The sequence below is a fragment of the Streptomyces sp. NPDC052042 genome, assembly GCF_044548345.1.
Taxonomy (GTDB): Bacteria; Actinomycetota; Actinomycetes; order Streptomycetales; family Streptomycetaceae; genus Streptomyces.
In genome coordinates, this window is the sequence record NZ_JBIUBU010000018.1 from 100,015 (window position 1) to 123,086 (window position 23,072).

The 23,072-nt window shown below is 73.7% G+C and carries 14 protein-coding genes; 8 read left to right on the forward strand and 6 right to left on the reverse strand.

Annotation, left to right across the window (positions count from 1 at the left end):
* Positions 1–51: 51 nt before the first annotated feature.
* Positions 52–849 (reverse strand): 2,3-dihydro-2,3-dihydroxybenzoate dehydrogenase, encoded by a 798-nt coding sequence (locus ACIHCL_RS26095; RefSeq protein WP_399865450.1) that lies wholly within the window; start codon positions 847–849, stop codon positions 52–54.
* A gap of 209 nt (positions 850–1,058) precedes the next feature.
* On the opposite strand from ACIHCL_RS26095, the gene fhuB reads away from it, so the two are divergent.
* A complete protein-coding gene (fhuB, locus tag ACIHCL_RS26100; RefSeq protein ID WP_399865354.1) occupies positions 1,059–3,374 on the forward strand; it encodes a Fe(3+)-hydroxamate ABC transporter permease FhuB in 2,316 nt (771 codons plus the stop codon).
* A 138-nt stretch (positions 3,375–3,512) separates the two neighbouring features.
* The gene (gene fes / locus ACIHCL_RS26105) at positions 3,513–4,772 is read left to right on the forward strand and encodes an enterochelin esterase (protein ID WP_399865357.1); all 1,260 of its coding nucleotides are present in this window, start codon (positions 3,513–3,515) and stop codon (positions 4,770–4,772) included.
* A gap of 139 nt (positions 4,773–4,911) precedes the next feature.
* On the opposite strand, the gene ACIHCL_RS26110 is transcribed toward fes, so the two are convergent.
* Genes ACIHCL_RS26110 through ACIHCL_RS26120 form a run of 3 tightly spaced genes read right to left on the reverse strand, consistent with a single transcriptional unit; the run spans position 4,912 to position 13,977 of the window.
* A complete protein-coding gene (locus ACIHCL_RS26110) occupies positions 4,912–6,387 on the reverse strand; it encodes a DHA2 family efflux MFS transporter permease subunit (protein ID WP_399865452.1) in 1,476 nt (491 codons plus the stop codon).
* A 53-nt stretch (positions 6,388–6,440) separates the two neighbouring features.
* Complete coding sequence (locus tag ACIHCL_RS26115; RefSeq protein WP_399865360.1) at positions 6,441–6,653, reverse strand: MbtH family protein; 213 nt, start codon at positions 6,651–6,653, stop codon at positions 6,441–6,443.
* Positions 6,654–6,660: 7 nt separating this feature from the next.
* Positions 6,661–13,977: an amino acid adenylation domain-containing protein gene (locus tag ACIHCL_RS26120; RefSeq protein WP_399865363.1), complete on the reverse strand. Its 7,317-nt coding sequence runs from the start codon at positions 13,975–13,977 to the stop codon at positions 6,661–6,663.
* A 209-nt stretch (positions 13,978–14,186) separates the two neighbouring features.
* On the opposite strand from ACIHCL_RS26120, the gene ACIHCL_RS26125 reads away from it, so the two are divergent.
* Positions 14,187–15,305, forward strand: a complete 1,119-nt coding sequence (locus ACIHCL_RS26125; protein ID WP_399865454.1) for a M20 family metallopeptidase — start codon at positions 14,187–14,189, stop codon at positions 15,303–15,305.
* Between the two features lie 185 nt (positions 15,306–15,490).
* On the opposite strand, the gene ACIHCL_RS26130 is transcribed toward ACIHCL_RS26125, so the two are convergent.
* The gene (locus ACIHCL_RS26130) at positions 15,491–16,486 is read right to left on the reverse strand and encodes an ABC transporter substrate-binding protein (protein ID WP_399865365.1); all 996 of its coding nucleotides are present in this window, start codon (positions 16,484–16,486) and stop codon (positions 15,491–15,493) included.
* Between the two features lie 434 nt (positions 16,487–16,920).
* On the opposite strand from ACIHCL_RS26130, the gene ACIHCL_RS26135 reads away from it, so the two are divergent.
* Positions 16,921–17,937: a sporulation protein gene (locus tag ACIHCL_RS26135; RefSeq protein ID WP_399865367.1), complete on the forward strand. Its 1,017-nt coding sequence runs from the start codon at positions 16,921–16,923 to the stop codon at positions 17,935–17,937.
* A complete protein-coding gene (locus ACIHCL_RS26140) occupies positions 17,937–18,209 on the forward strand; it encodes a twin-arginine translocase TatA/TatE family subunit (protein ID WP_399865369.1) in 273 nt (90 codons plus the stop codon). The genes ACIHCL_RS26135 and ACIHCL_RS26140 overlap by 1 nt, the downstream gene beginning before the upstream one ends.
* A 272-nt stretch (positions 18,210–18,481) precedes the next feature.
* Here ACIHCL_RS26140 and ACIHCL_RS26145 read toward each other — a convergent pair whose 3' ends face one another.
* Complete coding sequence (locus ACIHCL_RS26145) at positions 18,482–19,012, reverse strand: DoxX family protein (RefSeq protein WP_399865371.1); 531 nt, start codon at positions 19,010–19,012, stop codon at positions 18,482–18,484.
* A 259-nt stretch (positions 19,013–19,271) separates the two neighbouring features.
* On the opposite strand from ACIHCL_RS26145, the gene ACIHCL_RS26150 reads away from it, so the two are divergent.
* From ACIHCL_RS26150 to ACIHCL_RS26160, 3 genes are all read left to right on the forward strand, one after another.
* Positions 19,272–21,287 (forward strand): FAD-dependent oxidoreductase, encoded by a 2,016-nt coding sequence (locus ACIHCL_RS26150; protein WP_399865373.1) that lies wholly within the window; start codon positions 19,272–19,274, stop codon positions 21,285–21,287.
* Positions 21,288–21,375: 88 nt separating this feature from the next.
* Positions 21,376–21,987 (forward strand): PadR family transcriptional regulator, encoded by a 612-nt coding sequence (locus ACIHCL_RS26155; RefSeq protein ID WP_399865375.1) that lies wholly within the window; start codon positions 21,376–21,378, stop codon positions 21,985–21,987.
* A 213-nt stretch (positions 21,988–22,200) separates the two neighbouring features.
* The gene (locus ACIHCL_RS26160) at positions 22,201–22,989 is read left to right on the forward strand and encodes an SDR family oxidoreductase (protein WP_399865377.1); all 789 of its coding nucleotides are present in this window, start codon (positions 22,201–22,203) and stop codon (positions 22,987–22,989) included.
* The last annotated feature ends 83 nt before the right edge of the window (positions 22,990–23,072 follow it).

Here is a 23,072-nt window from a genome sequence, read left to right on the forward strand (position 1 = left end):
GGGTACGGGGGATTCGGCCGGAACGGTTGCCGGCGCCGGTGTCCGTCCTGGTCAGCGGAGGGTGGCGCCGCCATCCACGTAGAGCTCCTGCATGGTGATGTGGCGGGCCAGGTCCGACACGAGGAAGAGGACCGCGTCGGCGATGTCGGACGGCTCGGCGATCCGGCCGAGCGGGATTCCCGTGCGGTAGACCGCCGGGTCGCCGTCCAGCACACGGGTGAGGGCGTCCGGGTCCCGCCACAGGGCACGTTGCATGGCCGTGTCGGTGGAACCGGGTGCGACCACGTTGCACCGGACGCCGCTGCGGGCCAGTTCCAGCCCGAGGCACTTGGTGTACATCGCGGCGGCGGCCTTGGACGCGGCGTAGGCACCCAACTGCGTCCGGGGCACCCCGGCGGCGTTGGAGCCGACGGTGACGATACTGCCGCGCCCCCGGGCCGCCATGCCGGGTGCGACGGCCCGGGCGGTGTGGAAGACGCCCGTCGCGTTCACGGCGAACGTGTCCCCCCAGTCCGCGTCGGACAGTTCGGCCGCCGGGCCCGGTCGCAGGATCCCGGCCACGTTGACCAGGATGTCCAGCGGTCCGTGCCGGACGGTGACCGCCTCCACCACGTCGTGCACGGCCGCGGCGTCGGTGACGTCCATGGCGTACGGCGTGATGGCTCCGGCTCCTTCCGCCGCGCCTTCGGCGTGCTCGGCGGAAGGCGTGTGTTCGGACGCGAGCGCCTCGATGCCCCCGGCACGCCGGTCGGTGGCAGCCACATGAGCTCCTTGGGCGGCGAGCGTACGGGCGACGGCCGCGCCGATGCCCTGGCCCGCCCCGGTGACCAGGGCCCGGCGGCCGGCCAGAAGGCCGTTGCCGCCGGGGAGTTCACACCGGACCCGGCCCTTCGGTCCGGGCGCGGACGCGGCAGCCTCGGATATGACGTCGGACAAACCTGACCCCCAATTCATAAGGTTAGCCTAACCTTATTGGGACTCGACCGACAGTCACCCCGCAGCCCGGAGGCGACCAGGGCGACCCCACCCCCTTCCTATGGTTAGGCTAACCTCACTTCATGCAGACGCGGGATTCCGAGGTCCGAAGGCCACACGGCCAAGTAGGCGAGAAAACAGGGACGTTGACGGCCGAGGCCGACGAACACACCGTCGCGTCCGCAAGCCGACGGGACCGCCTCCCCGCGTCCGGACCGTCCCGTCACCGCACCGGGCTCGTCGTCGGCGGGTTCGCAGCCCTCGTCGTTCTTCTCTGCGCCGTGTCGCTGTGCGTCGGCGCGGGCGAGGTGGGCCCGGGCGGGGCTCTGGACTATCTCCTGAACCGTCACGGGGCCCGCGCGGACAGCCGGCTGTCCCTGGTCATGGGCGATCTGCGGCTGCCCCGTACACTCACCGCCGTTCTGGTCGGCGCGGCCCTCGGCGTCGCCGGTAGCCTGCTCCAGGCCGTCACCCGCAATCCACTGGCCGAAACCGGACTGCTGGGCGTCAACGCGGGGGCCTCGCTGGGGGTGGTGGCCGGGATCGCGCTGTTGGGCCTGGACTCCGGTTACGCCTATCTGGTCTGTGCGTTCATCGGCGCGGTGACCGCCAGCGGGCTGGTCCTGCTCATCGCCGGACGGGGGCGCGGCGGCTCCCCCATGCGGCTGGTGCTCGCCGGTTCCGCACTGGGAGCGACGTTCGGTGGACTCACCAGTGTCATCGTGGTCAACTCGGCCGAGACCTACGACCGGTTCCGGTTCTGGGTGCTGGGCTCACTGGCGGGCACGGAGGGGTACGGCGAGTTGTCCCGTCTGCTGCCGGTGCTCGTCGTCGGCTTCGTGGTCGCGCTGCTGGTGACCCGACCGCTGTCGGCCCTGGCCCTCGGCGACGATCTCGCCCGCGGCCTCGGCCACCGCCCGTCGGTCGTACGCACCACGGTGGCGATCGCCGTGACCCTGCTCACGGCCGGAGCCGTCGCGCTGGCGGGGCCCATCTCCTTCCTCGGGCTCCTCTCCGGATTCGTGGCCCGGGCCCTGGCCGGAACCCGGGCCGCGGCACGGCTCGTGCTGGCCGGGCTCATCGGCGCCGCGGTGCTGACCGTCGCGGACGTGGCCGCCCGGGTGGTCTCCCGCCCGTTCGAGGCACCCGTGTCGGTGATCGTCGCGCTCCTCGGCGCGCCCGTCCTCATCGGCATCGTGCGCTCGCGACAGCTCGCCGCGATGGGCATGACCGAACCGGCTGCCGGGACGGCCCCTCCCGGACGGAGCCGGTCCCTGGTGCCCGCGTGGCTCACGGGAGTTCTGCGACGCCCGCGGCCCGGCGGGCGGACGGACGGGCCGACGGCAGCGGCGGGCGGGGGGCTTCCCCCCGGGACGATCGTGCTGCGGCGCGGTCCGTTGTCGCTGCCGATGCACCGCCGGCCGGCCCTCGCCGTGCTCGCACTCCTCGCGCTGGCGGTCGCGGCCGTCGTGTTCTCGGCGTACGCCGGCCAGAGCGACATGGGTGTGGATCGTACGTTCCGTGCCGTGTTCGGGCAGGGCGATCGCTTCGACGTGCTGCTCGTACAGAAGTTCCGGCTCGGCCGGATCGTCGCCGGGCTGACGGCCGGCGCGGCCCTCGGGCTGGCCGGCTGCCTGACCCAGACACTGGCCCGCAACCGGCTCGCCACCCCCGAACTCCTCGGCGTCAACGACGGCGCCACCGCGGCCGTGCTGCTCTCCGTCTCGCTCAGCGCCACCGGCACCTTCGGCGCCTGGTGGGCCGGGCCGCTCGGCGCCCTCGCCGCCGTCGTCGTCGTGACGACCGTCTCCGGCGGTCTCGGACAGCGCGGCTACCGGGTGCTCGTGGTCGGTCTCGCCATGTCGGCGCTGGCCTCCGCCGTCACCCAGGTGGTGCTCTCCCGACGATCCCTCAGCTCGGCCGGTTCCCTGTACGTGTGGACCTCCGGAAGCCTCAACGGGCGCGGCTACTCCGTCGCCGTGCCGGTGCTGATCGGGCTCGCCGTGCTCGTGCCCGCCGCCCTCGTCGTGGCCCGGCACCTGTCCGTGCTGCGCTTCGACGACGCGACGGCCGCCTCCGTGGGCATCCGTCCGGACCGGGTCCGGCTGGTGTGCATGCTGCTGGCCGTGGCCCTGGCCGGTCTTGCGGTGGGCGTGTGCGGGCCGGTGGCCTTCGTCGCGCTGGCCTCCCCCGTCATCGCCGCGCGGCTCGCCGGTCCGCTCAGGGTGCCGTTGATCGGGTCGATGCTGACCGGAGCGGTGATGGTGGTGGTCGCCGACACCCTGGGGCGGATCGCCTTCTCCGGCTCCGAACTCCCGGTGGGCGTGGTGACCACCGTCCTCGGCGGGCCCTTCCTGCTGTGGGTGCTGCTGGGCCGCTCGGCCGCGACCCGGGTCTGAGCCGTGGACGGACGGCGCCAGGGGGAGGGCGCGGCCGGGGCGCGTACCGGCGGATCGCGCCCCTGGCCTTCCCGCCCGACCGGACTCCCCTCCCGACCGGCATTCTCTTCCGACCGACGCAACGAAAGGCGGACGACCGTGACCGCTCTCCCCAGCCCCGCACTGAGCGCCCTGCGCGACGGGGTCCGGGCCCGGATACCGGGCGCGGAGGCCGAGTTCTGGCTGCGAGCCGGACGGAGCGGCACGCCGCTCGTCGAGCCCGACCCCGAGGGCGATCCGGCCCACCGCCTCGTCACCTTCCTGTGGCGGGAGGACACTGCGGACCGGCCCGCCTCCGACGTCCTGCTCCTGGTGCACACGGTCACCGACCGGGACCGGCACACGGGTGATCTGACGCGCCATCTGATGCGCCGTGTCGAGGGCACCGGCGTCTGGGCGCTCTCCCACCGGATGCGCGCCGACCACCGCGCCTCGTACCAGTTCCTGCCGGGCCGGGGCCCCCGCGAGGAGCTGCTGCGCACCGACCGGATCTCCTGGCGGGCGGCCCTGGACCGGGCGGTGCCGGATCCGCTGAGCCGGACCCCGGTCCTGCCGCCGTACGGCGGACGCCGCCCCGCCTCCGTCCTGTCCCTGCCCGACGCCCCGCCCCAGCCCTACGCCGGTGGGGACGGCGCTGCCCCGCCGCGCGGGACGACCCTTGAGCGGGAGGTGGACGGCCGCCGGGTGAGCGTCCATCTGCCGCCGGGGCACGGCGATTCGGCGGAGCCGTACGCCGTCGCGGTGCTGCTCGACGGGGAGATCTGGGGGCCGGTGCTCGACGCGGGCTCGCTGCTGGACCGGATGCACGCGGACGCGGCACTGCCGCCGACGGTGGCTCTGCTGGTGGACACGATGGAGCACCGGATGGACGACCTGAGCTGCAACGGGGCGTTCGTCGACTGGCTGGCGGACACCCTGCTGCCGTGGGCGCGGGCGGAGTTCGGCGCGGCGTCCCGCCCGGAGCGGACCCTCGTCGCCGGGCAGAGCGCGGGCGGGCTCACCGCCGCGTACGCCGCGTACCGACGCCCCGACCGGTTCGGCCTCGCCGTGTCCCAGTCGGGATCCTTCTGGTGGCCGGAGAACGATCCGGAGCGCGCAGAGGAGTGGCTCACACGCCGGTACGCGGCCGACGAGCGCCGACCGGTCCGGCTGTATCTGGAGGTGGGCCTCCAGGAGTGGATGCTGCTGGCGGAGAACCGGCGGCTGCGCAACGTCCTGCGGGCCCGGGGCTACGACTTCGTCTACCGGGAGTTCAACGGCGGCCACGACTACGCCTGTTGGCGCGGCGGTCTGGCCGACGCGCTGACGGCGCTGCTGGGCGGCGCGGACACGGCGGGCGGCGAGGGCGCCACGCCGTAGAGCAGTGTCCGGGGTCGCGACGGGGCGACCGAAGACGCCGCGAGGCGTCGAAGGACCGAAGGGCCGGACGGCACAGAAGAACCGGAAGGCGCCCCGCGGCCCCCGCCGCGGAGCGCCTTCCGGTGTACGGCCAGCTGGCTCAGGGCGCCGGGGTCCGCCGGGGAGCCTCCGCTCCCCCGTCCGGCACCACCCCCGAATCCCCGTCCCACGACGGCTCCTCGTCCGGGTCGTCCGGCGGCGGTTGCGGGGCGGTGCGCGGCAGTCGCAGGGCGAGCACCGCCGACAGCGCCACCAGCGCGGTCGAGGCCCACACCGCCGTACGGAAGGGCCCCGCGTCCATGGCCGTCCCCGCCGGGTGCGCGCCGCCGCCGACCAGCGCCGCGCACAGCGCGATGCCGAGTGCGCCGCCCAGGGTGCGGACGATCTGGAAGAGGCCCATCGCCTGGCCCATGTCGGACGGGGTGATGGTCTCGAATCCGGCGAGCTGCACGGTGAGTACGGCGGTGCCCAGCACCAGCCCGATCAGGAACATCAGGACGCGCACCGCCCAGGCGTTCTCCGCCGTGCCCGGCACCGCCAGCGCGCCGAACACCACGGCAGCCGCGAGCAGCGCGGCCACGACCAGTCGGCGCGAACCGAGCCGGGGCCGCAGGCGGTCCACGGCGTGCGAGGCCAGCATGAGGCCCAACGCCTCGGGGAACACGCTCAGTCCGGCGTCCAGCGCGCTGCCGCCGAGGGCCGCCTGGAACAGCAGCGGCACCACGAACAGCACGCCCATGAGCCCGGCGGCGGTGAGCGCGGCCAGCGCGGCGGCCGGGCCGTAGTAACGGTCGGCGAACAGCCGCAGGCCCAACAGCGGTGCCGGGACGCGGCGTTGTTGGACGACGGTCGCCACCAGCAGGGCGGCGCCCGCGACCGCGCTCACCGCCACGGCGGGATCGGACCAGCCCCGCACCGGGCCGAAGCCGAGCGCATAGGTGAGCAGGCCCAGGGCCGGAGTGGCGAGCCAGAACCCGGCCCGGTCGAACGGCCCCGCGGTGCCCTCCACGTGCTCGCGCAGCCCTGCCGCGCCGAGCAGCACGGCGGCCACGCCGACCGGTACGTTGACGAAGAACAGCCAGTGCCAGGAGAGGTGTTCGGTGAGCAGACCGCCGAGCGGCGGGCCGAGGGCGGGCATCAGTGCCGTCGGCACGATCAGCACCTTCGACAGCCCGACCCGCTCCGGCGGGGTGAACGCCCGGAACAGCAGGGCCATCCCCACCGGGGTCAGCAGCCCGCCGGCCAAGCCCTGCACCGCGCGCGCCACGACCAGGGCCGGCAGGTTCCAGGCCAGTCCGCACAGCGCGGACGCGGCGGTGAAGACGGCCAGCGAGCCGAGGAAGACCCGCTTGGTGCCGTACCGGTCGCCGAGCCAGCCCGCCACCGGCAGCGTGAGCGCCAGCGCGACCAGGAACGCCGTCTCCACGGTGTTGGCCGCGCTCACCGGCCGCCCGAAGTCCTCGGCGATGGTGTAAAGGGCCGGGTTGACGATGGTGGAGTCGAGGCCGTTCATGCACATCGCGGCCAGGTAGACGAGGACCACGGCGAGCCGGGGACGGATGCGCGGCAGCGGCAGCGGGCGGCCCGGTCCGGTGCGGGGGTCGGGGACGGTACGGGAGTCGGGCGCGGTCACCGGGGCAGCAGCCCGGTGTCGTGCGCGGTGACCCAGTCCAGCGCCTCCTGGCGCGGGCACGGCCCGTGCACCACGGTCCAGCCGGCCGGCAGGTCGGCGAAGTCCGGCCAGAGCGAGTGGTGGCGCCGTTCGTCGACGAGGACGAGGAAGGTGTCGTCCTCCCCGTCGGCGTCGAAGGGGTTGACGGGGGCGTCGGCGTTCACAGCCATCGGGGTGTCACTTCTCCAGGTCGGTCAGGCGGTCGGCGACCACGCGGGCGATGTGTGCGATCGGTTCGGGCAGGGTCATGTCCTTGTGGGAGCAGGCGACGTCCGTGTTGTCGATGCGCCCGCCCACGTACGGGGCCCAGGTGTCGGGGGTGAGGTCCTCGTCGATGGTGTCGACGGTGGCGCGGAAGAACAGCACGTCGCCGTCGAAGCGCCGGTGGTCGAAGCCCCGCACCAGGTGGTTGGTGTTGAGGTAGATCTCCGCCAGTGCCTCCAGCGTCGCGGCGCTCAGCGCGGCGAGCGGGCTGCCCTCGCGCTGGAGCACCTCGATCACCTGGGCGGTGGTGAGTTCCTTGCCGTCCAGGACGTCGGGGCCGTGACCACCCATCGCCAGCAGGGACTCCATCGCCTCGGCGTGATCGGGCACGGGGAGCCCGCGGAAGCCCTCGGCGGGGTAGGCGTCGAGCACGGCGAGCAGTTCGACGTCCTCCCCCAGGTCCTGGAGGTGGGTGGCCATGGCCTGGGCGATGATGCCGCCGGTGGACCAGCCGAGCAGGCGGTACGGTCCGGCGGGCTGGACCTCCCGCATCCGGGCCACGTAGTGCGCGGCGAGTTCCTCCAGGGTGGCGGGCAGCGGCTCGCCCGCGGTGGCGTGGCCGACGCCCTGGGCCTGGAGGCCGTAGATCGGCACGTCGGCGGGGAGATGGCGGATGAGTCCGGCGTAGCACCAGCTCAGTCCGCCCGCCGGATGGACGCAGTAGAGCGGGGCGCGGTCGCCGTCGCGGGCCGGGCGGAGCGGCAGGAGCACGTCGAGCGGATCGTCGCCGCGGCCACCGTCCACCGATGTGGCGAGCGCGGCGTCCAGGGACGCGGGCGTCGGGGACCGGAAGACGGTGCCGATGGAGACGTCGGCGCCGAGGGCGGCCTTGACGCGTGCGGCGAGGCGCACGGCGAGCAGCGAGTGGCCGCCGAGGTCGAAGAAGTTGTCGTCCACGCCGACCCGGTCCGTGCCGAGCACCTCGGCGAAGACCGCGCACAGCTGCTCCTCGCGCGGTCCGCGCGGGGCGCGGCCGTCGGTGGTGGCGGGGCGGCCGGGGGCGGGCAGGGACGTGCGGTCCAGTTTGCCGTTGCCGGTCAGCGGCAGGCGTTCCAGCTCGACGACGGCGGAGGGGACCATGTGCGCGGGCAGGTCGCGGGCGGCGTGCTCGCGCAGGGGTGCGGCGAGGTCCCCGTCCTCGGGGGCGCCGGGGGCCGGTACGGCGTAGGCGACGAGCCGCTTGTCGCCGGGGACGTCCTCGCGGACCACCACGGCCACGTCCGCCACCCTTGGGTGGGCGGCGAGGACCGCCTCGATCTCGCCGAGTTCGATGCGGAAGCCCCGGATCTTGACCTGGTGGTCGGCGCGGCCGAAGTACTCCAGGGTGCCGTCGGCGCGCCGCCGTGCGAGGTCGCCGGAGCGGTACATCCGGGCGCCGCTCTCCCCGAACAGATGGGCGTACGGGTCGGCGACGAAGCGGGTCGCGGTGAGGTCGGGCCGGCCGAGGTATCCGGCGGCCACGCCCTGTCCGGCGACGTACATCTCCCCCGTCACTCCGGGCGGCACCGGCTGGAGCCGTTCGTCGAGCACATAGACCCGCAGGTCGGGGATGTTGACGCCGATGGCCGAGGAGGTCGCCCCGGCAGCCGTGGCCCGGTCCAGCGGGAAGTGGGTGACGTGCACGGTGGTCTCGGTGATGCCGTACATGTTGACCAACCGGGGCGCGTCGTCGGCGTGCCGGGTGTACCAGTCGTCGAGGCGGCCGAGTTCCAGCGCCTCGCCGCCGAAGACCACGTAGCGCAGGGAGAGTTCGTGCCCGGGGTCCTCGCGGTCCGCGGCGGCCAGTTGGTAGAAGGCGGACGGCGTCTGGTTGAGGACGGTCACCCGTTGCTCTGCCAGCAGCCTCAGAAAGGCGCCCGGGTCGCGGCTGGTCAGGTGGGGTACGACGACGACCTTGCCGCCGTGGAGCAGCGCCCCCCAGAGCTCCCAGACGGAGAAGTCGAAGGCGTAGGAGTGGAACAGGGTCCAGGCGTCGTCCGGCCCGAAGCCGAACCAGTGGTCGGTGGCGGTGAGGAGTCGGGTGACGTTGTGGTGGGTGACCACGACGCCTTTGGGGCGGCCGGTGGAGCCGGAGGTGTAGATGATGTACGCCGGGTCGTGGGGGTTCAGCGGGCGGACCCGGTCCTCCTGGCGCAGCGGGGTGCCGTCGTACGCCGCGGCGGCGGCGCCGTCGACGGTGATGAGCGGCAGGTCGTGCTCGGGCAGTCCGGGCGCGGTGGCGGTGTCGGTGACGACGGCGGCGGGGCGGGCGTCGGCCAGCATGTACGCCAGCCGGTCGGCCGGGTAGTCGGGGTCCAGCGGCAGGTACGCGGCGCCCGCGAGGGAGACCGCGAGCAGGCCGGTGACCAGGTCGAGGGAGCGGGGCAGGGCGAGGGCCACGACGGAGCCGGGGCCGATGCCGCGGTCGGCCAGCAGCCGGGCCAATCGGTGGGCGCGGTCGGAGAGTTCGGCGTAGCCGAGGGTGGCGTCCTCATGGCTGACGGCGATCCGGTCGGGGTACCGGCGGGCCGCCTCCTCGTAGCGCTCGGCGAGCGTGGCGGGGGCGGCGGTGAGCGGGGGCCGTGCCTCGCCGCCGGCCGGGACGGGGGCACGGTCGGCGGCGGCCGGGCCGTCGGGGAGGTTGGCGTCGACCAGGGCGCGGTGGCGTTCCTCCGCGCTCAGCAGCGGCAGCAGGCCGATCGGGGTGTCCGGGGCCTTCGCGGCGGCGGTCAGCAGTCGCCCGAGGCGGTCGGAAAGGGCCTGGGCGGTGGAGCGGTCGAACAGATCGGTGCGGAACTCCAGGAAGCCGCCGATGCCACCGCCCGGCCGTTCGCCCGCGTTGAGGGTGAGGTCGAACTTGGCGGTGCCGGAGGTCATGGTGGACAGCCGGGCGGTGGCGTCGGGCCCGAGCGGGAACGCGGCGTCCGGTACCGACTGCCAGGCCAGCATGGTCTGGAAGAGGGGGTGACGGGCCAGCGACCGGGCCGGGTTGAGGGCTTCGACGAGGTGGTCGAAGGGCAGTTCTTCGTGCTCGAACGCGTCCAGTGCGGTGGTCCGCGCACGCGCCAGTAGTTCCCGGAAAGTGGGGTCGCCCGAGGTGTCGGTGCGTAGCACGACGGTGTTGGTGAAGAAGCCGACCAGCGCCGCGGTGGCGTCGTCGTCGCGTCCGGCGACGGGGGTGCCGAGCGGGATGTCGGTGCCGCAGCCGTGCCGGGTGAGGAGGGCGGCCAGTCCTGCCTGGACGGCCATGAAGACGCTGGCGCCGGTGGCGCGGGCGATCCGGTCGAGCGCGGCGTGGGCGTCGGCGTCCACCGTGAACGGGACGGTGTCGCCGTCGGTGCCGGCCACGGGCGGGCGGGGCCGGTCGGTGGGCAGGTCGAGCTGATCGGGCAGCCCGGCCAGTACCCCCTTCCAGTGCTCCAGTCGGGCGGTGGCGAGCGGGGTGGGCGCGGAGGGGGTGCCGAGCCGGCGCACCTGCCGGGCCGTGTGGTCGGCGTACCGCAGGGGAAGCGGGGCGAACTCCGGTTCACTGCCGTTGAGTCGGGCCCGGTAGGCGGTGGCGAGGTCGTCGGCCAGCGGGGTGGTGGAGGCGCCGTCCCCGGCGATGTGGTGCAGCACCAGCACAAGGGTGTGCCGGTCGTCGGACTCGGTGAACAGGGTGGCGCGCAACGGGATCTCGCGGGCCAGGTCGAAGGCGTGGCGGGCGGCGGCGGTCAGGTTCTCGCCGTCGGTGGCGCGGTGCAGGCGGGGCCGTGCCCCTGGATCGTCGGGGGCGAGGACGTGCTGGCGGGGCAGGCTGTCCGGGCCGCCGTCGGGGACGGGGTAGAGGGTCCGCAGGATTTCATGACGGATCGTCAGGTCGCCGATGGCGGTGGCGAGCGCGTTCTCGTCCAGCGGTCCCTCGACGGTGAGGACGAGCGGGATGTTGTACGTCGGGCTGGGCCCTTCCAGTCGGTGCAGGAACCACAGCCGCTGCTGGGCCGGTGACAACGGCGCCCCGTCGGTGCGGGGTTCGGGTTCCGGTGCGGCGTCGTCGACAAACGCGGCGTCGGGGCCGTCGGCGCGGCGGGCGCGGACCAGGGCGGCGAGGGCGGCCGGTGTGGGATCGCGGAACACATCGGCGACGGAGGCCGCTACGCCGAACCTCTCGCGCAGCCGGGCGGCGAGCCGGGCCGCGAGCAGCGAATGGCCGCCCAGGTCGAAGAACGAGGTTCCGGGCGCGGGTGCCGCGCCCGGGCCGAGCAGGTCCGCGAAGAGTCCGGCGACGACGCCGGTGTGCGGGGCGTCGGCCGCCTCGTCGGGGTCGGCGACCTGCGGGGCGAGGGGGGCGGGGTCGGGCAGAGCGCGGTGGTCGAGCTTGTCGTTGGCGGTACGGGGCAGCGCGTCGAGCAGGGTCACGGCTGCCGGGACCATGTGCGCGGGCAGCCTGGCGGCGAGGTGGTCGCGCAGGACGGCCCAGGAGGCGTCCGCGTGGGGGCGGAGCACGGCGTAGGCCAGCAGCCGCTTGCCGCCGGCCGCGTCACGGGCGATGACGGCGGCCCGGTCGACGGCGGGGTGCGCGGCCAGCACGGCCTGGATCTCGCCGAGTTCGATCCGGAAGCCGCGGATCTTCACCTGGTCGTCGGTGCGGCCGAGGAATTCGATGGTGCCGTCCGCGCGGCGGCGGACCAGGTCGCCGGTGCGGTACATCCGGCCGCCCGGATCTCCGTGCAGGGCGCCGAAGGGGTCGGCGACGAACCGCTGCGCCGTCAGGTCGGGCCGGCCGAGGTAACCGCGGGCGAGGCAGGCACCGGCGACGTACAGCTCGCCGGGGAAGTCGTCGGGGGACGGGCGCAGGGCGGTGTCGAGGACGTAGAGGCGGGTGGCGCGCACGGGGCTGCCGTCGGAGCCGGGGCCGGTCCAGTGGCAGGCGTCGACGGTGGTCTCGGTGGGGCCGTAGAGGTTGACCGGGTGGACGCCTTCGGCGGCGGCGAGGCGGCGCCACAGTGGTGCGGGCACGTTCTCGCCGCCGACGACGAGCACGGCGGGCCGGTGGTGGCCGTCGCCGAGCAGTCCCTCGGCGAGGAGCGCCTCGGCGTAGGAGGGGGTGACGTCGAGGTAGTCGACGCGGTGCTCGTCGACATAGGCGGTCAGCGCGGCCGGATCGCGGTAGGTGGCGTCGTCCAGCAGGTGCAGTTCGTGGCCGTGGACCATCCACAGCACGGGGTCCCAGGAGGCGTCGAAGGCGAACGAGGCGCTGTGGGCGACCTTCAGCCGGGCGCGTCCGGTGCGGGCGACGGCGGGGGCGATGTGGTCGGTGCCGTGACCGGCGTACAGGTTGGCGAGGGAGGCGTGGGTGACGACCACGCCCTTGGGGCGGCCGGTGGAGCCGGAGGTGTGGATGATGTAGGCGGCGTCGTCCGGGCCGGGGGCGGCGGCGGGCCGGTCGGTCGGCGCCTGCGCAAGCGCGAGGAGCGTCTCGGGCTCGTCGACGGCGATCACCGGCAGCCCGTGGGCCGGGAGCTGGGCCAGGGCCTCGGTGGTGCCGAGGACGCAGGCGGGGCGCGCGTCCTCCAGGACCGCGAGGGTGCGGGCGGGCGGGTGGCCGAGGTCGAGGGGCTGGCAGACACCGCGCGCCTTGAGGACGGCGAGCAGGGCCGTGACCATGGCGGTGGAGCGGGGCAGGGCGAGCGCTACGGGTGTCTCGGGGCCGACGCCGTTCGCGGCCAGGTGGTGGGAGAGCCGGTTGGCGGCGGCGTCCAGTTCGGCGAAGGTGAGGCTGTCGGCGCCGCAGCGGACGGCGGTGGCATCGGGGGTGCGTGCCGCGCACGCGGCGAACTCCGCGGGCACGGTGGTGGGGTGGGGCGGTTCGCAGCGCCCGGCGGTGACACGGCGGATCTCGTCCGCGGTGAGCAGGTCCAGGGCGGCGAGCGGCCGGTGCGGATCGGTGAGCAACAGGTCGGTGAGGCCGTCCAGGCAGCGGCGGAAGGTGGCCGCGTGCCGTTCGGCGTCGGCTGCGGTGTAGCGGCCGGTGTTGGCCTCCAGTACGAGGGCGAGGCCGCCGTCGGGGCCGGGCCAGGCACCGAAGGCGAGGTCCTCGACCGGTCCCGCGGCGAGGTTGCGTACGGTGCCGGTCAGGCCGTCGAAGTGCAGCGTGCCACCGTCGTGGGGCTTGATGTTGACCATCGGTCCGGTGAGCGGGGCGACGGGAGCGGTCAGGCCCAGGTCGCGGCGCAGGTCGGCCTGCGGGTAGCGCTGGTGGCGGCGGACCTGGCGGATCTCCAGCACGATGCGGCGCAGGAGTTCGGCGGTGGTGTCCCTCGGGCGGACGGCGACGCGCAGCGGGAGCACGTTCACGGCCATGGCCGGGGTGCGCAGGGCGGCCGGTCCGCGGCGGTTGGTGACCGGCAGTCCGAGGACGACGTCGTCCGTCCCGGTGAGCCGGTGCAGGTGGACGGCGGTGGCGGCGACGACGAGTTCGGCCCAGGTGGCCTTGGCGGACGCGGCGGCGCGGGTGAGTCGGTCCAGCGCTCCGGCGGGCAGGTCGGCGACGTGCCGCGACGAGCCGCCGGGGGCGGTGCGCGCCTCGGGGCCCGGCGCGTGCGCGGTGGGTGGCACGGGACCGGTGACCGCGACGGGCGGTGCGAGGCCAACGGGGACGGCGGCGGCCAGCCGCGCGTTCCAGAACTCCCGGTCGACGGCGTACTGTTCGCCCGCCAGGTACTCCCGCTCCTCGTCGACGAGCTCGCGCAGCGGGGCGAACCGGCTCCCCGGCGCCGTACCGCCACCGGCCGTGTACAGCTCCGCGACGCGGCGGCCGATCAGGTTCAGCGCGTAGGCGTCGACGGCGATGTGGTGGACGCGCTGATACCACCAGTAGCGCGTGTCGCCGACGCGCAGCAGCGCCTGACCCATCAGCCCGTCCTCCGCCGCGAGATCGGCGGGCCGGGACAGGTCCTCTCGGATCCGTCGCTCGGCCTCCTCGGCCGGGGCGGCGAAGCCCCTCAGGTCCGCCCGGCTCAGCCGGAACACATGGTCCGGGTCGGCGTACTGGGCGGGTGTGCCGTCCGCCTCGGTGAACCGCAGGCGCAGCGTCTCGGCCTCGGCGACCGTGCGGCGCAGCGCGCGTTCGAAGCGGTCTTCGTCGAGGGCTCCGTCGATCTCCACGATGTCCGCCGCGTGGAACTCGGTGCCGCCCGGGGCGAGCTGTTGTGCGTAGTGGATGCCGCTCTGCGCGCTGAGCAGGGGGAACGACTCCGGTCGCTCGTTCATGTGGGAAGAACTCCTCGGTTGTGAAAGCCGTACCGCACACTGGGCCGTCGACGACTTAGGCAAGCCTAAGCTAAATACTTGCATCGCGTGCCCGCCGTGTGAACTTCGCGACGGTGCGCGGCACGCTCACCCACCCACCGGAAGAGGAAACGATGACCGATGCGCACGGCGACTCCGCCGTATTCACCCTTCAGACCGTCAAGTCCCGTATGAGAAAGCGGATCGAGGAGCGACGCGATGCCCTGCTGGACCTGAGCCACCGGATCCACGGCAGCCCCGAGATCGCGTTCACCGAACACCGCGCCGCCGCCTGGTGCGCCGAACTTCTGCGCGACCAGGGCTTCGTGGTGACCACACCCGCCTACGGCCTGGACACCGCGTTCGAGGCCGTCACGGGCGATGGACCGCTGACGATCGCGGTCGTCTGCGAGTACGACGCCCTGCCGGGGCTCGGGCACGCCTGCGGACACAACCTCATCGCCGCCGCCGGTATCGGCGCCGCGCTCGGTCTGGCCCCGCTCGCGGACGAACTCGGCCTGCGCGTAAGGGTCCTGGGCACCCCGGCGGAAGAGCGGGGTGCCGGAAAGGCGTTGATGCTCCGCGAGGGCGCCTTCGACGGCGTGGACGCCGCGATGATGGTGCACCCCTGCCCGTTCGAGATGGCGGACTTCCACTCCTTCGCGCTCGGCACCCTCTCGGTGACGTACACGGGACGCGGCGCCCACCCCAGCCTCAACCCGCACGAGGGCCGCAACGCCGCCGACGCGCTGACCGTGGCCCAGGTGGCCATCGGGCTGCTGCGCCAGCAACTGCCCCCGCACTGGCGGGTGCACGGCATCACCACGGAGGCCGGCACCGCGCCCAACGCGATCCCCGAACGGGCCCGCGCCGCCTATGAGTTGCGGGCACTGGCCGCCGAGGACCTCGCCGAACTGCGCGCCCGGGTGGAGGCGTGCTTCCGGGCGGGCGCGCTGGCGACCGGCTGCGAGGTGACCCTGGAGCGCCCCGAGCCCGACTACCTGGACTTCCGTGGCGATCCGGAGCTGATCCGGCTGTGGACGGCCAACGCCCACGCCCTCGGCCGCCCGGAGCCCGTGGAACGGCCGCCGTTCGCCTGCACCGACATGGGCAATGTGTCGCACGTGGTGCCGTCCATCCATCCGGTGCTCGACATCAGCGGCGGCGCCTGCGGCCCGCACGAAGCCGCCTTCGCCGAGGCGGCCGTGTCGGCGAAGGCCGAACGGGCGGTGCTCGACGGAGCGACGGCGATGGCCTGGACGGCCGCCGATCTCGCGTGGACCCGTCGAACCGGACACCGGCCCGCCTGACGGCCGTTGACGGCGGGACACCCGGGAAGAGGTACCGGGTGCGGGCGCCCCGCAGGACGCGTGGGGAGCGGGGTGCGGGGTGCGCGGCGGGTGCCCGCCCCGCGCCCCGCACTCCACTGCCCGACCGGATGGTGCGCCAGAACAGCCATGCGCCTCGCACCAGCACGCGCCCACCCGATGGCACGTCAGGAGGCGCCCAGCGCCTCGCTGATGTCGTTCATGACCACACCGGCCGCGAGCGGGCCGCCGCGGGTCGACCAGACGGAGCCGTCGACCGTCACGGCGCGGCCCCCCTTGACGGCCTTCAGCTCCTTGTACGCCGGCTTGGTCTCGACCTCCTGGAGCGCCTTGCGGCCGTCCGAGGTGAGGGTCGAGAGGAACAGCCAGTCGCCGTCGATCTCGTTGATCTTCTCCAGACTCAGCGACGGGGTGTGCGCGTTGCCGTCCTTGTTCTGCGCCTTGGGCCGCTTCAGCCCCATCTCCAGTGCGATGCCGCTGGCGAACTGCTTGTTCTCCATCCAGCTCGGGCCGTCCGGGTTCCAACGCACGATGGACACCTCGGCGCCCTTGTTCCCGCCCAGCTTCTCGCCCGCGGCCTTGGCAGCGCCCTCGTGCTCGGTGATGACCTCGTTCGCGGCGTCGAGCTTGTTGACGGCGTTCCCGATGCCCCGGAGCGACAGCTTCCAGTCGTCGGTGGGAGCCGTGGTGACGAGGGTGGCCGGGGTGATCTCGCGCAACTGGTCGAGGACCTGTTCGTCCTGCATGTCACCGGCGAGGATCAGGTCGGGCCTGGCGGCGACGACCTTGTCCATCACCGGCTGGAGCAGATTGCCGACGATGTCGATGCCCTCGACCCTGTCGGCGAGGTAGGCGGGCGGCTTGTCCAGGCCCTGCCCGTTGGTGATGCCCACCGGCTTCAGACCGAGTGCCAGGACGGCGTCCAGGTCCTCCTGAGTGAGCGTCACGATCCGCTTGGGCTCGGCCGGGACCTTGACGGCCCTGCCGGTCGCGTCCTTAACGGTGCGGGTGGCCGAGGCCGCGGGCTCCTTGCCCGCGTCGCCCTCGGCGTCACCGGAGTCCGCCCCGCAGCCGGTCATGAACAACGTGGCCGCCGCCACCACCGCGGCGGCCCGGGTCGTGCGGCGCGACAGCATCGGAGAAGGACGACTGGGCAGGGTCATGGGGACTCCATGGTTCACGGGGACGTGCAGACAACGCGGAGGGCAGGCCGGCGACTCGCGATCGCCTCCCACCCCGGCCGCAGCCACTAAGGTTAGCCTTACCTCACACTCTCCGGGCAAGGGGCCGCCTTCGCCCCGGCGGCGAATCCGAAGAAGCTGCCCGCCGAGCCCTCGCCGCGACTTCGCGGAGCACGCCCGCCACAGGTCGGCCGCGCGATGCGACGGGAGGTAAAAGCACGGCAAAACGCGCTCGTCAAGCGGCCGCATGGACGGCCCCGCGACCCGTTTCGGACTTTCTCGCCCCGCCCGGCCGCGCATCGCTCGAAGTCCCGTCGGCGGCCCTATGCTTCTACGCGCCTGTAGTGCACGTGTGTCCGTCCAGTGTTCCGGACGCCCGCGCACCCTCGTACGTGTGTAAGGGAGTGGACGCCTCGATGGTGTTCAAACGACTGCTCGGCTCACTCGGTGTGGGCGGCCCCACCGTCGATACGGTCCTCGACGCCGGGACGGCCGTACCGGGCGGCACCCTGTCCGGCCAGGTCCATCTCAAGGGCGGCAGCGCCGACTTCGACATCGAGCACATCACGCTGGAACTCGTCGCACGTGTGGAGGCCGAGCTCGAGGCGGGGGAACGGGAAGGCGTCGTGGCCTTCGAGCGGTTCGCCGTCGGCGGCGGCTTCCGGCTCCACGAGGGCGAACAGCGCGCCGTGCCCTTCACCTTCGCGCTCCCCTGGGAGACCCCCGTCACCGAGCTGTACGGGCAGGCCCTGGGTGTCGTCCTCGGAGTCCGTACCGAACTGGCGGTGGCCGGCGCCAAGGACAAGGGCGATCTCGACCAGCTCGTCGTGGGCCCGCTGCCGGCGCAGGAAGCGGTCCTGGAGGCGTTCGGGCAGCTCGGCTTCGGCTTCAAGTCCGCGGACCTGGAGTACGGCCGCATCGGCGGCACCCATCAGCAACTCCCCTTCTACCAGGAGATCGAGCTGACCCCCGCGCCGCAGTACGCGGACCGGGTCAATGAGATCGAGGTGACCTTCCTCGCCGCCCCGGGCGGCATGGACGTGGTGCTGGAGGCCGACAAGCGCAGCGGGTTCCTGTCCGCGGGGCACGACACGCTCACCCGGTTCACGGTCGCTCACGACACGGTCCACCAGCAGGACTGGCGCGCGCTGGTCGACGGCTGGCTGCGACAATTGGTCGAGCACCGGTCCGCGTACGCACCCGACCCCGCGTACGGCGCCTACGGCCCTGGCGACCCGTACGCCGCCGGCCACGCCCACAGCCATGACGGCGGGCACCACCACGACGGGGGGCAGCGCTCCGGACCGGGCGTCGGCACCGCCATCGCGGCGGGCGCGGCCGGGCTCGCGGTGGGCGTCGTCGGCGGCATGGTCGCCGCCGAAGTCATCGACGAGGTCGGGGACTTCTTCGAGGGTGACGAGGAGGACGGCTGATGTTCGGGATCAGCGAACTCGCGATCATCCTGATCGTGGTCATATGCCTCCTGGGCGCCAAGAGGCTTCCCGAACTCGCCCGTTCCGCGGGGAAGTCGGCCCGCATCCTCAAGGCCGAGGCGAGGGCGGCGAAGGAGGGCCGGGGCGTCGACGCTCCCGGGGGCGAAGGCCCGGACGCGAGCGGCTACCGTGTCATCCGTGGTGAAACCGTCGACCGGGCGGGGACCGACGGCTCGAAGCCGGGTACGGGGCACGCCACGGACCACCTGTAACGCGGACCGGTCGGGCGGCACCCTCGCGACCGATGGCCGGCGCCGCCCGGTGCCCTCGGCAGTCTCGGCATCCCGCTGCCGGTCGCGGTCGCGGGCAAGCGGTACGCGGCGCGGTTCATCGCGGTGGATGCGCACGGGAACGCCTCCCCGGCCATGTCGCCGACGTCCGGCCAGTAGCGCGACGAGTGACCGGGGCGGTTTCCCCACGGGGACCGGGGTGCCTCCCGGCCCCTCCGCGCGGCCGGAGGCGGGGCCCTGCGGCGGACGGACGGTCAGGTCGCGTCGGGGTCGACCACGGCCCGTTGCCCCCTGGCCCGTCTGCCGACGACGGCCGCCGCCGCGACCGCGCTCCCCGTGAAGGCCAGGGCGACCATCCACGGCCGGTCGAAGACATGGCGGGTGAGGCGGTCGACGGAGTACTGGCCGGGGCCGGCCAGACCGAGCGCCGCAGCCGTGAAACCGAGGAAGGCCGGGTACTCGTAGCCGCCGCTCTGTGCGAAGAACCCCGCGGGGGCGTGGACGGCCACGGCCCCCGCCATCGCTCCGGCCGCGGCCGCACCGGCCGCCGGTGTCGCGAGACCGAGGGCCAGCAGTACGCCGCCGGCCGTCTCGCCGAGCCCCGCGGCGACCGCGCTGTGCTTGGGCGGATGGAAGCCCATGGCCTCCATCGCGGCGGTGGTTCCCTCGATGCCTCCGCCGCCGAACCAGCCGGCCAGTTTCTGGGTGCCGTGCGCGGCCAGTACCGCGCCGGTGCCGATGCGCAGGGCGAGCAGACCGAGGTCACGCCGGTCGGGACGGGTCATGGGGCTCTCCGCGGGGCTCGGGGATGCGGTGTTCGGGGTGGTGGCCGACGGCCGCGGTCGGGCGGGCCGGCCCGCGGGGCGCAAGACCCGCCCCCCGCTCCCACTCTCCGTGGCGCGGGCCGTCGGTGTGTCCCGGTGTTACGCCGTCCGGGGGACACGGTCCCGTGCCCATGCGACGAACGTCATTATGCAACTTGTTGCACAATGACGTTCCGGTGGTTTAGAACTGGCGCAACGACATCGCGCGAGGAGCCGCCGCATGAGCCCGTACCCGAATCTCCTGAGCCCGCTCGACCTCGGGTTCACCACCCTGCCCAACCGGGTGCTGATGGGGTCCATGCACACCGGCCTGGAGGAGGCCGAGCGCGGCTTCGAACGGATGGCCGCCTTCTACGCGGAACGCGCCCGGGGCGGCGTCGGCCTGATCGTCACCGGCGGCATCGCCCCGAACGACCGGGGCTGCTCCGCGCCCGGCGGGGCCAAGATGACCACCGAGGCGGAGGCCGAGCGGCACGCGGTGGTCACCTCCGCCGTGCACGCGGCGGGCGGCCGGATCGCCATGCAGATCCTGCACTTCGGCCGGTACGCGCACCACCCCGGTCTGGTGGCGCCCAGCGCGCTGCGGGCCCCTATCAGCGCCTTCACCCCGCACGCCCTCACGGACGGCGAGGTCGAGGAGACCGTCGAGGACTTCGTCAGGGCTGCGGAGCTGGCGCGGCAGGCCGGGTACGACGGTGTCGAGATCATGGGGTCCGAGGGCTATCTGATCAACGAGTTCGTCGTCGCGGCGACCAATCACCGCACCGACCGCTGGGGCGGGTCGTACGAGAACCGGATGCGGTTCCCCGTCGAGATCGTGCGCCGGGTCCGCGAACGGGTCGGTGAGGACTTCATCCTCATCTACCGGCTGTCGATGCTGGACCTGGTTCCCGGCGGGTCCTCGCCCGAGGAGGTCGTGCGGCTGGCAGGCGCGATCGAATCGGCCGGGGCGACGATCATCAACACGGGGATCGGCTGGCACGAGGCCCGCATCCCCACCATCGCCACCTCCGTACCGCGCGGCGCCTACACCTGGGTCACCGAGCGGATCCGCGAGGCCGTGTCCGTGCCGCTGGTCACGGGCAACCGCGTCAACACGCCCGAACTGGCGGAGGAGATCCTGGCCTCGGGCCGGGCCGACATCGTGTCGATGGCCCGGCCCTTCCTCGCCGACCCCGATTTCGTCGCCAAGGCGGCCGAGGGGCGCCCGGAGGCGATCAACACGTGTATCGGCTGCAACCAGGCATGCCTGGACCACGTGTTCAGCGGGCAGATCACCTCCTGCCTGGTGAATCCGCGTGCCTGCCACGAGACCGAACTCGGTCTGCCACCCGCCCGGTCCGGCAAGCGGCTGGCGGTGGTGGGGGCCGGACCCGCCGGCCTCGCCTGCGCCGTCTCGGCCTCCGAGCGCGGGCACCGGGTCACCCTCTTCGACTCGGCGGCCACGATCGGCGGTCAGCTCGACGTGGCACGCAGAGTGCCCGGCAAGCAGGAGTTCGACGAGACGCTGCGTTACTTCCGCACCAGGCTCGCGGAGGAGGGGGTCGACCTGCGGCTCGGCACACAGGCCACGGCCGATCTGCTCGAAGGCTTCGACGAGATCGTCCTGGCCACCGGTGTCACGCCCCGCTCCCCCGCGATACCGGGCCTGGACCACTCCAGCGTGGTCGGCTACCTCGACGTCCTGCGCGACGGCACGCCGGTCGGCGACCGCGTCGCGATCATCGGGGCGGGCGGGATCGGCTTCGACGTCGCGGCGTTCCTGACCGACCCGGGCGATGGGGCGAGCAGCGACCCCGAGGCGTTCTTCCGGCGGTGGGGCGTCGACACCGGCTACCGGGAACGGGGCGGGCTGCGCGCCCCGGAACATCCGGGCACGAAGCGCACCGTCCACCTGATCCAGCGCAGGCCCGGCAAGGTGGGTGCGGGCCTGGGGAAGACGACCGGCTGGATCCATCGCACCGAATTGCGGCACCGGGGCGTGACGATGATCGCGGGCGCCTCCTACGACCGGATCGACGACGAGGGCCTGCACCTGACGGTCGACGGCGAACGACGCGTCCTGCCGGTCGACACGGTGGTGGTCTGCGCGGGCCAGGAACCGCGCCGCGAACTGTACGAGGAGCTGCTCGCCGCGGGGCGCCGCCCGCATCTGATCGGCGGCGCGGACATGGCCGCCGAGCTGGACGCCAAGCGCGCGATCCGCCAGGGAACCGAACTCGCGGCCGCGCTGTGAGGGATCGGCCCGAACCCGGCCCGTCGTGGACGCCCCGGGCGCTCCCGTCTCGGTGGGGGCGCTGCCCGGCCATCCCTAGGATGCACCCATGTCTCTCCCGTACGCGATCCTGACCGCCCTGCTCGAAAAACCGTCGTCGGGGCTGGAGCTGACCCGCAGGTTCGACCGGTCGATCGGCTACTTCTGGTCCGCTACACACCAGCAGATCTACCGCGAGCTGGGGAAGCTAGAACAGGCCGGGCAGATCCGGGCGCTCCCACCGGAGCAGCCGGCCCGCGGACAGCGCAAGGAGTACGAGGTGCTGCCCGCCGGGCGGGAGGCGCTGTCCGCGTGGGTGGCCCGCTCCGAGGATCCCAAGCGGATCCGCGACCCGCTGCTGCTGCGGATGCGGGCGGCGGCGGTCGTCGGGGCTCCCGGTCTGGACGCGGAGCTGCGCCGCCACCTGGAGCTGCACCGGCGGCAGCTGGCGGAGTACCTGGAGATCGAGGAACGGGACTTCCCTCCCGAGCGGGATTCCCAGCCGGACCGGTTGCGGCACCTGGTGCTGCGCGGCGGAATCGATCTGGAGCACTTCTGGATCGGGTGGCTCACCCGGGCCCTGGGCGAGGACGAGGCCGCGGTCCCGGCCCCGCCGGCCCCCGGCGACCGGGACCGACCGGCACAGACCTCCGGAGGAACCGGAGGAACCGGAGGCGTGTGACGGCCCCTCTGTCGGATGCCGCGTCAAGGGCTGCCCCACCCACCGAACGCCGCAAGACGGGGACGGGGCGGCGTGCCCACCGGGCTCCCGGCGGATCCCCCGGGAGCCGCCGGCCGTCCGCGTTCCGTCGCCACCCCTCGCCTACCGAACAAACGATTGGTAGATTGACGGCCGATCAGCGCTCCCCTTCGGCACCGACAGAGGCGGACGGCCATGGACATCGGCGATCCCATCGACTTCTCGGGGCGGGCGGTGATCGTCACCGGCGGCACGAAGGGCATCGGTGCCGCGATCGCCCGGGCGTTCCTCTCCGCCGGGGCCGAGGTACTGGTGTGCGGGCGCGGCGATCCGCCGGAGCCACCCCGGAGCGGGGGCCGGAGGGCACACTTCCTGCGGGCCGACGTCCGCGACCCGGAGGTCGCCGGGGCACTGGTCGCCGGGGCGGTGGAGCGTTTCGGGCGGCTGGACGTGCTCGTCAACAACGCGGGCGGCTCTCCCGACGCCGACGCGGCCACCGTGTCGCCGCGTTTCGTCGAGAAGGTCGTCGCCCTCAATCTGCTGGCCCCCTTCTACCTGGCGCAGGCCGCGAACCGGGTCATGCGGGAGCAGCGCACGGGCGGCTCGGTCATCAACATCGGCAGCGTCTCCGCGCACACCCCGCAGCCGGGCACGGCCGCCTACACCGCGGCGAAGGCCGGCCTCCTGGCGCTGACCCGTGCGCTGGCACTGGAGTGGGCACCGAGCGTGCGGGTCAACCACATCACGGCCGGCCCGGTCCGCACCGGAAGCGCGGCGTCGGTGTACGGGGCGGACGAGGGAGCCGCGCTGGGCGGAGTGATCCCGATGCGGCGGATGGCGGCGCCCGACGACGTGGCGCAGGCCTGCTTGTTTCTCGCGGGCGACCTGGCCCGCTACGTCAACGGCGCCGATCTGGCGGTGCACGGCGGGGGCGAGGCGCCGGCCAGGTACCTCGCCGTCCGGGGCCCGCTCCCGGATGCGTGACGCGTCGTACGCCGCACGGCTCACGGCTCACGGCTCACGGCTCACGGCTCACGGCTCACGGCTCACGGCTCACGGCTCACGGC

Coding starts and splice junctions, on each gene's coding strand:
- ACIHCL_RS26135 (WP_399865367.1), top strand. CDS start 16,921: ATGGTGTTCAAACGACTGCTCGGCTCACTCGGTGTGGGCGGCCCCACC.
- ACIHCL_RS26150 (WP_399865373.1), top strand. CDS start 19,272: ATGAGCCCGTACCCGAATCTCCTGAGCCCGCTCGACCTCGGGTTCACC.
- ACIHCL_RS26145 (WP_399865371.1), bottom strand. CDS start 19,012: ATGACCCGTCCCGACCGGCGTGACCTCGGTCTGCTCGCCCTGCGCATC.
- ACIHCL_RS26115 (WP_399865360.1), bottom strand. CDS start 6,653: ATGGCTGTGAACGCCGACGCCCCCGTCAACCCCTTCGACGCCGACGGG.
- ACIHCL_RS26120 (WP_399865363.1), bottom strand. CDS start 13,977: ATGAACGAGCGACCGGAGTCGTTCCCCCTGCTCAGCGCGCAGAGCGGC.
- ACIHCL_RS26160 (WP_399865377.1), top strand. CDS start 22,201: ATGGACATCGGCGATCCCATCGACTTCTCGGGGCGGGCGGTGATCGTC.
- ACIHCL_RS26125 (WP_399865454.1), top strand. CDS start 14,187: ATGAGAAAGCGGATCGAGGAGCGACGCGATGCCCTGCTGGACCTGAGC.
- ACIHCL_RS26130 (WP_399865365.1), bottom strand. CDS start 16,486: ATGACCCTGCCCAGTCGTCCTTCTCCGATGCTGTCGCGCCGCACGACC.
- ACIHCL_RS26140 (WP_399865369.1), top strand. CDS start 17,937: ATGTTCGGGATCAGCGAACTCGCGATCATCCTGATCGTGGTCATATGC.
- fhuB (WP_399865354.1), top strand. CDS start 1,059: ATGCAGACGCGGGATTCCGAGGTCCGAAGGCCACACGGCCAAGTAGGC.
- ACIHCL_RS26155 (WP_399865375.1), top strand. CDS start 21,376: ATGTCTCTCCCGTACGCGATCCTGACCGCCCTGCTCGAAAAACCGTCG.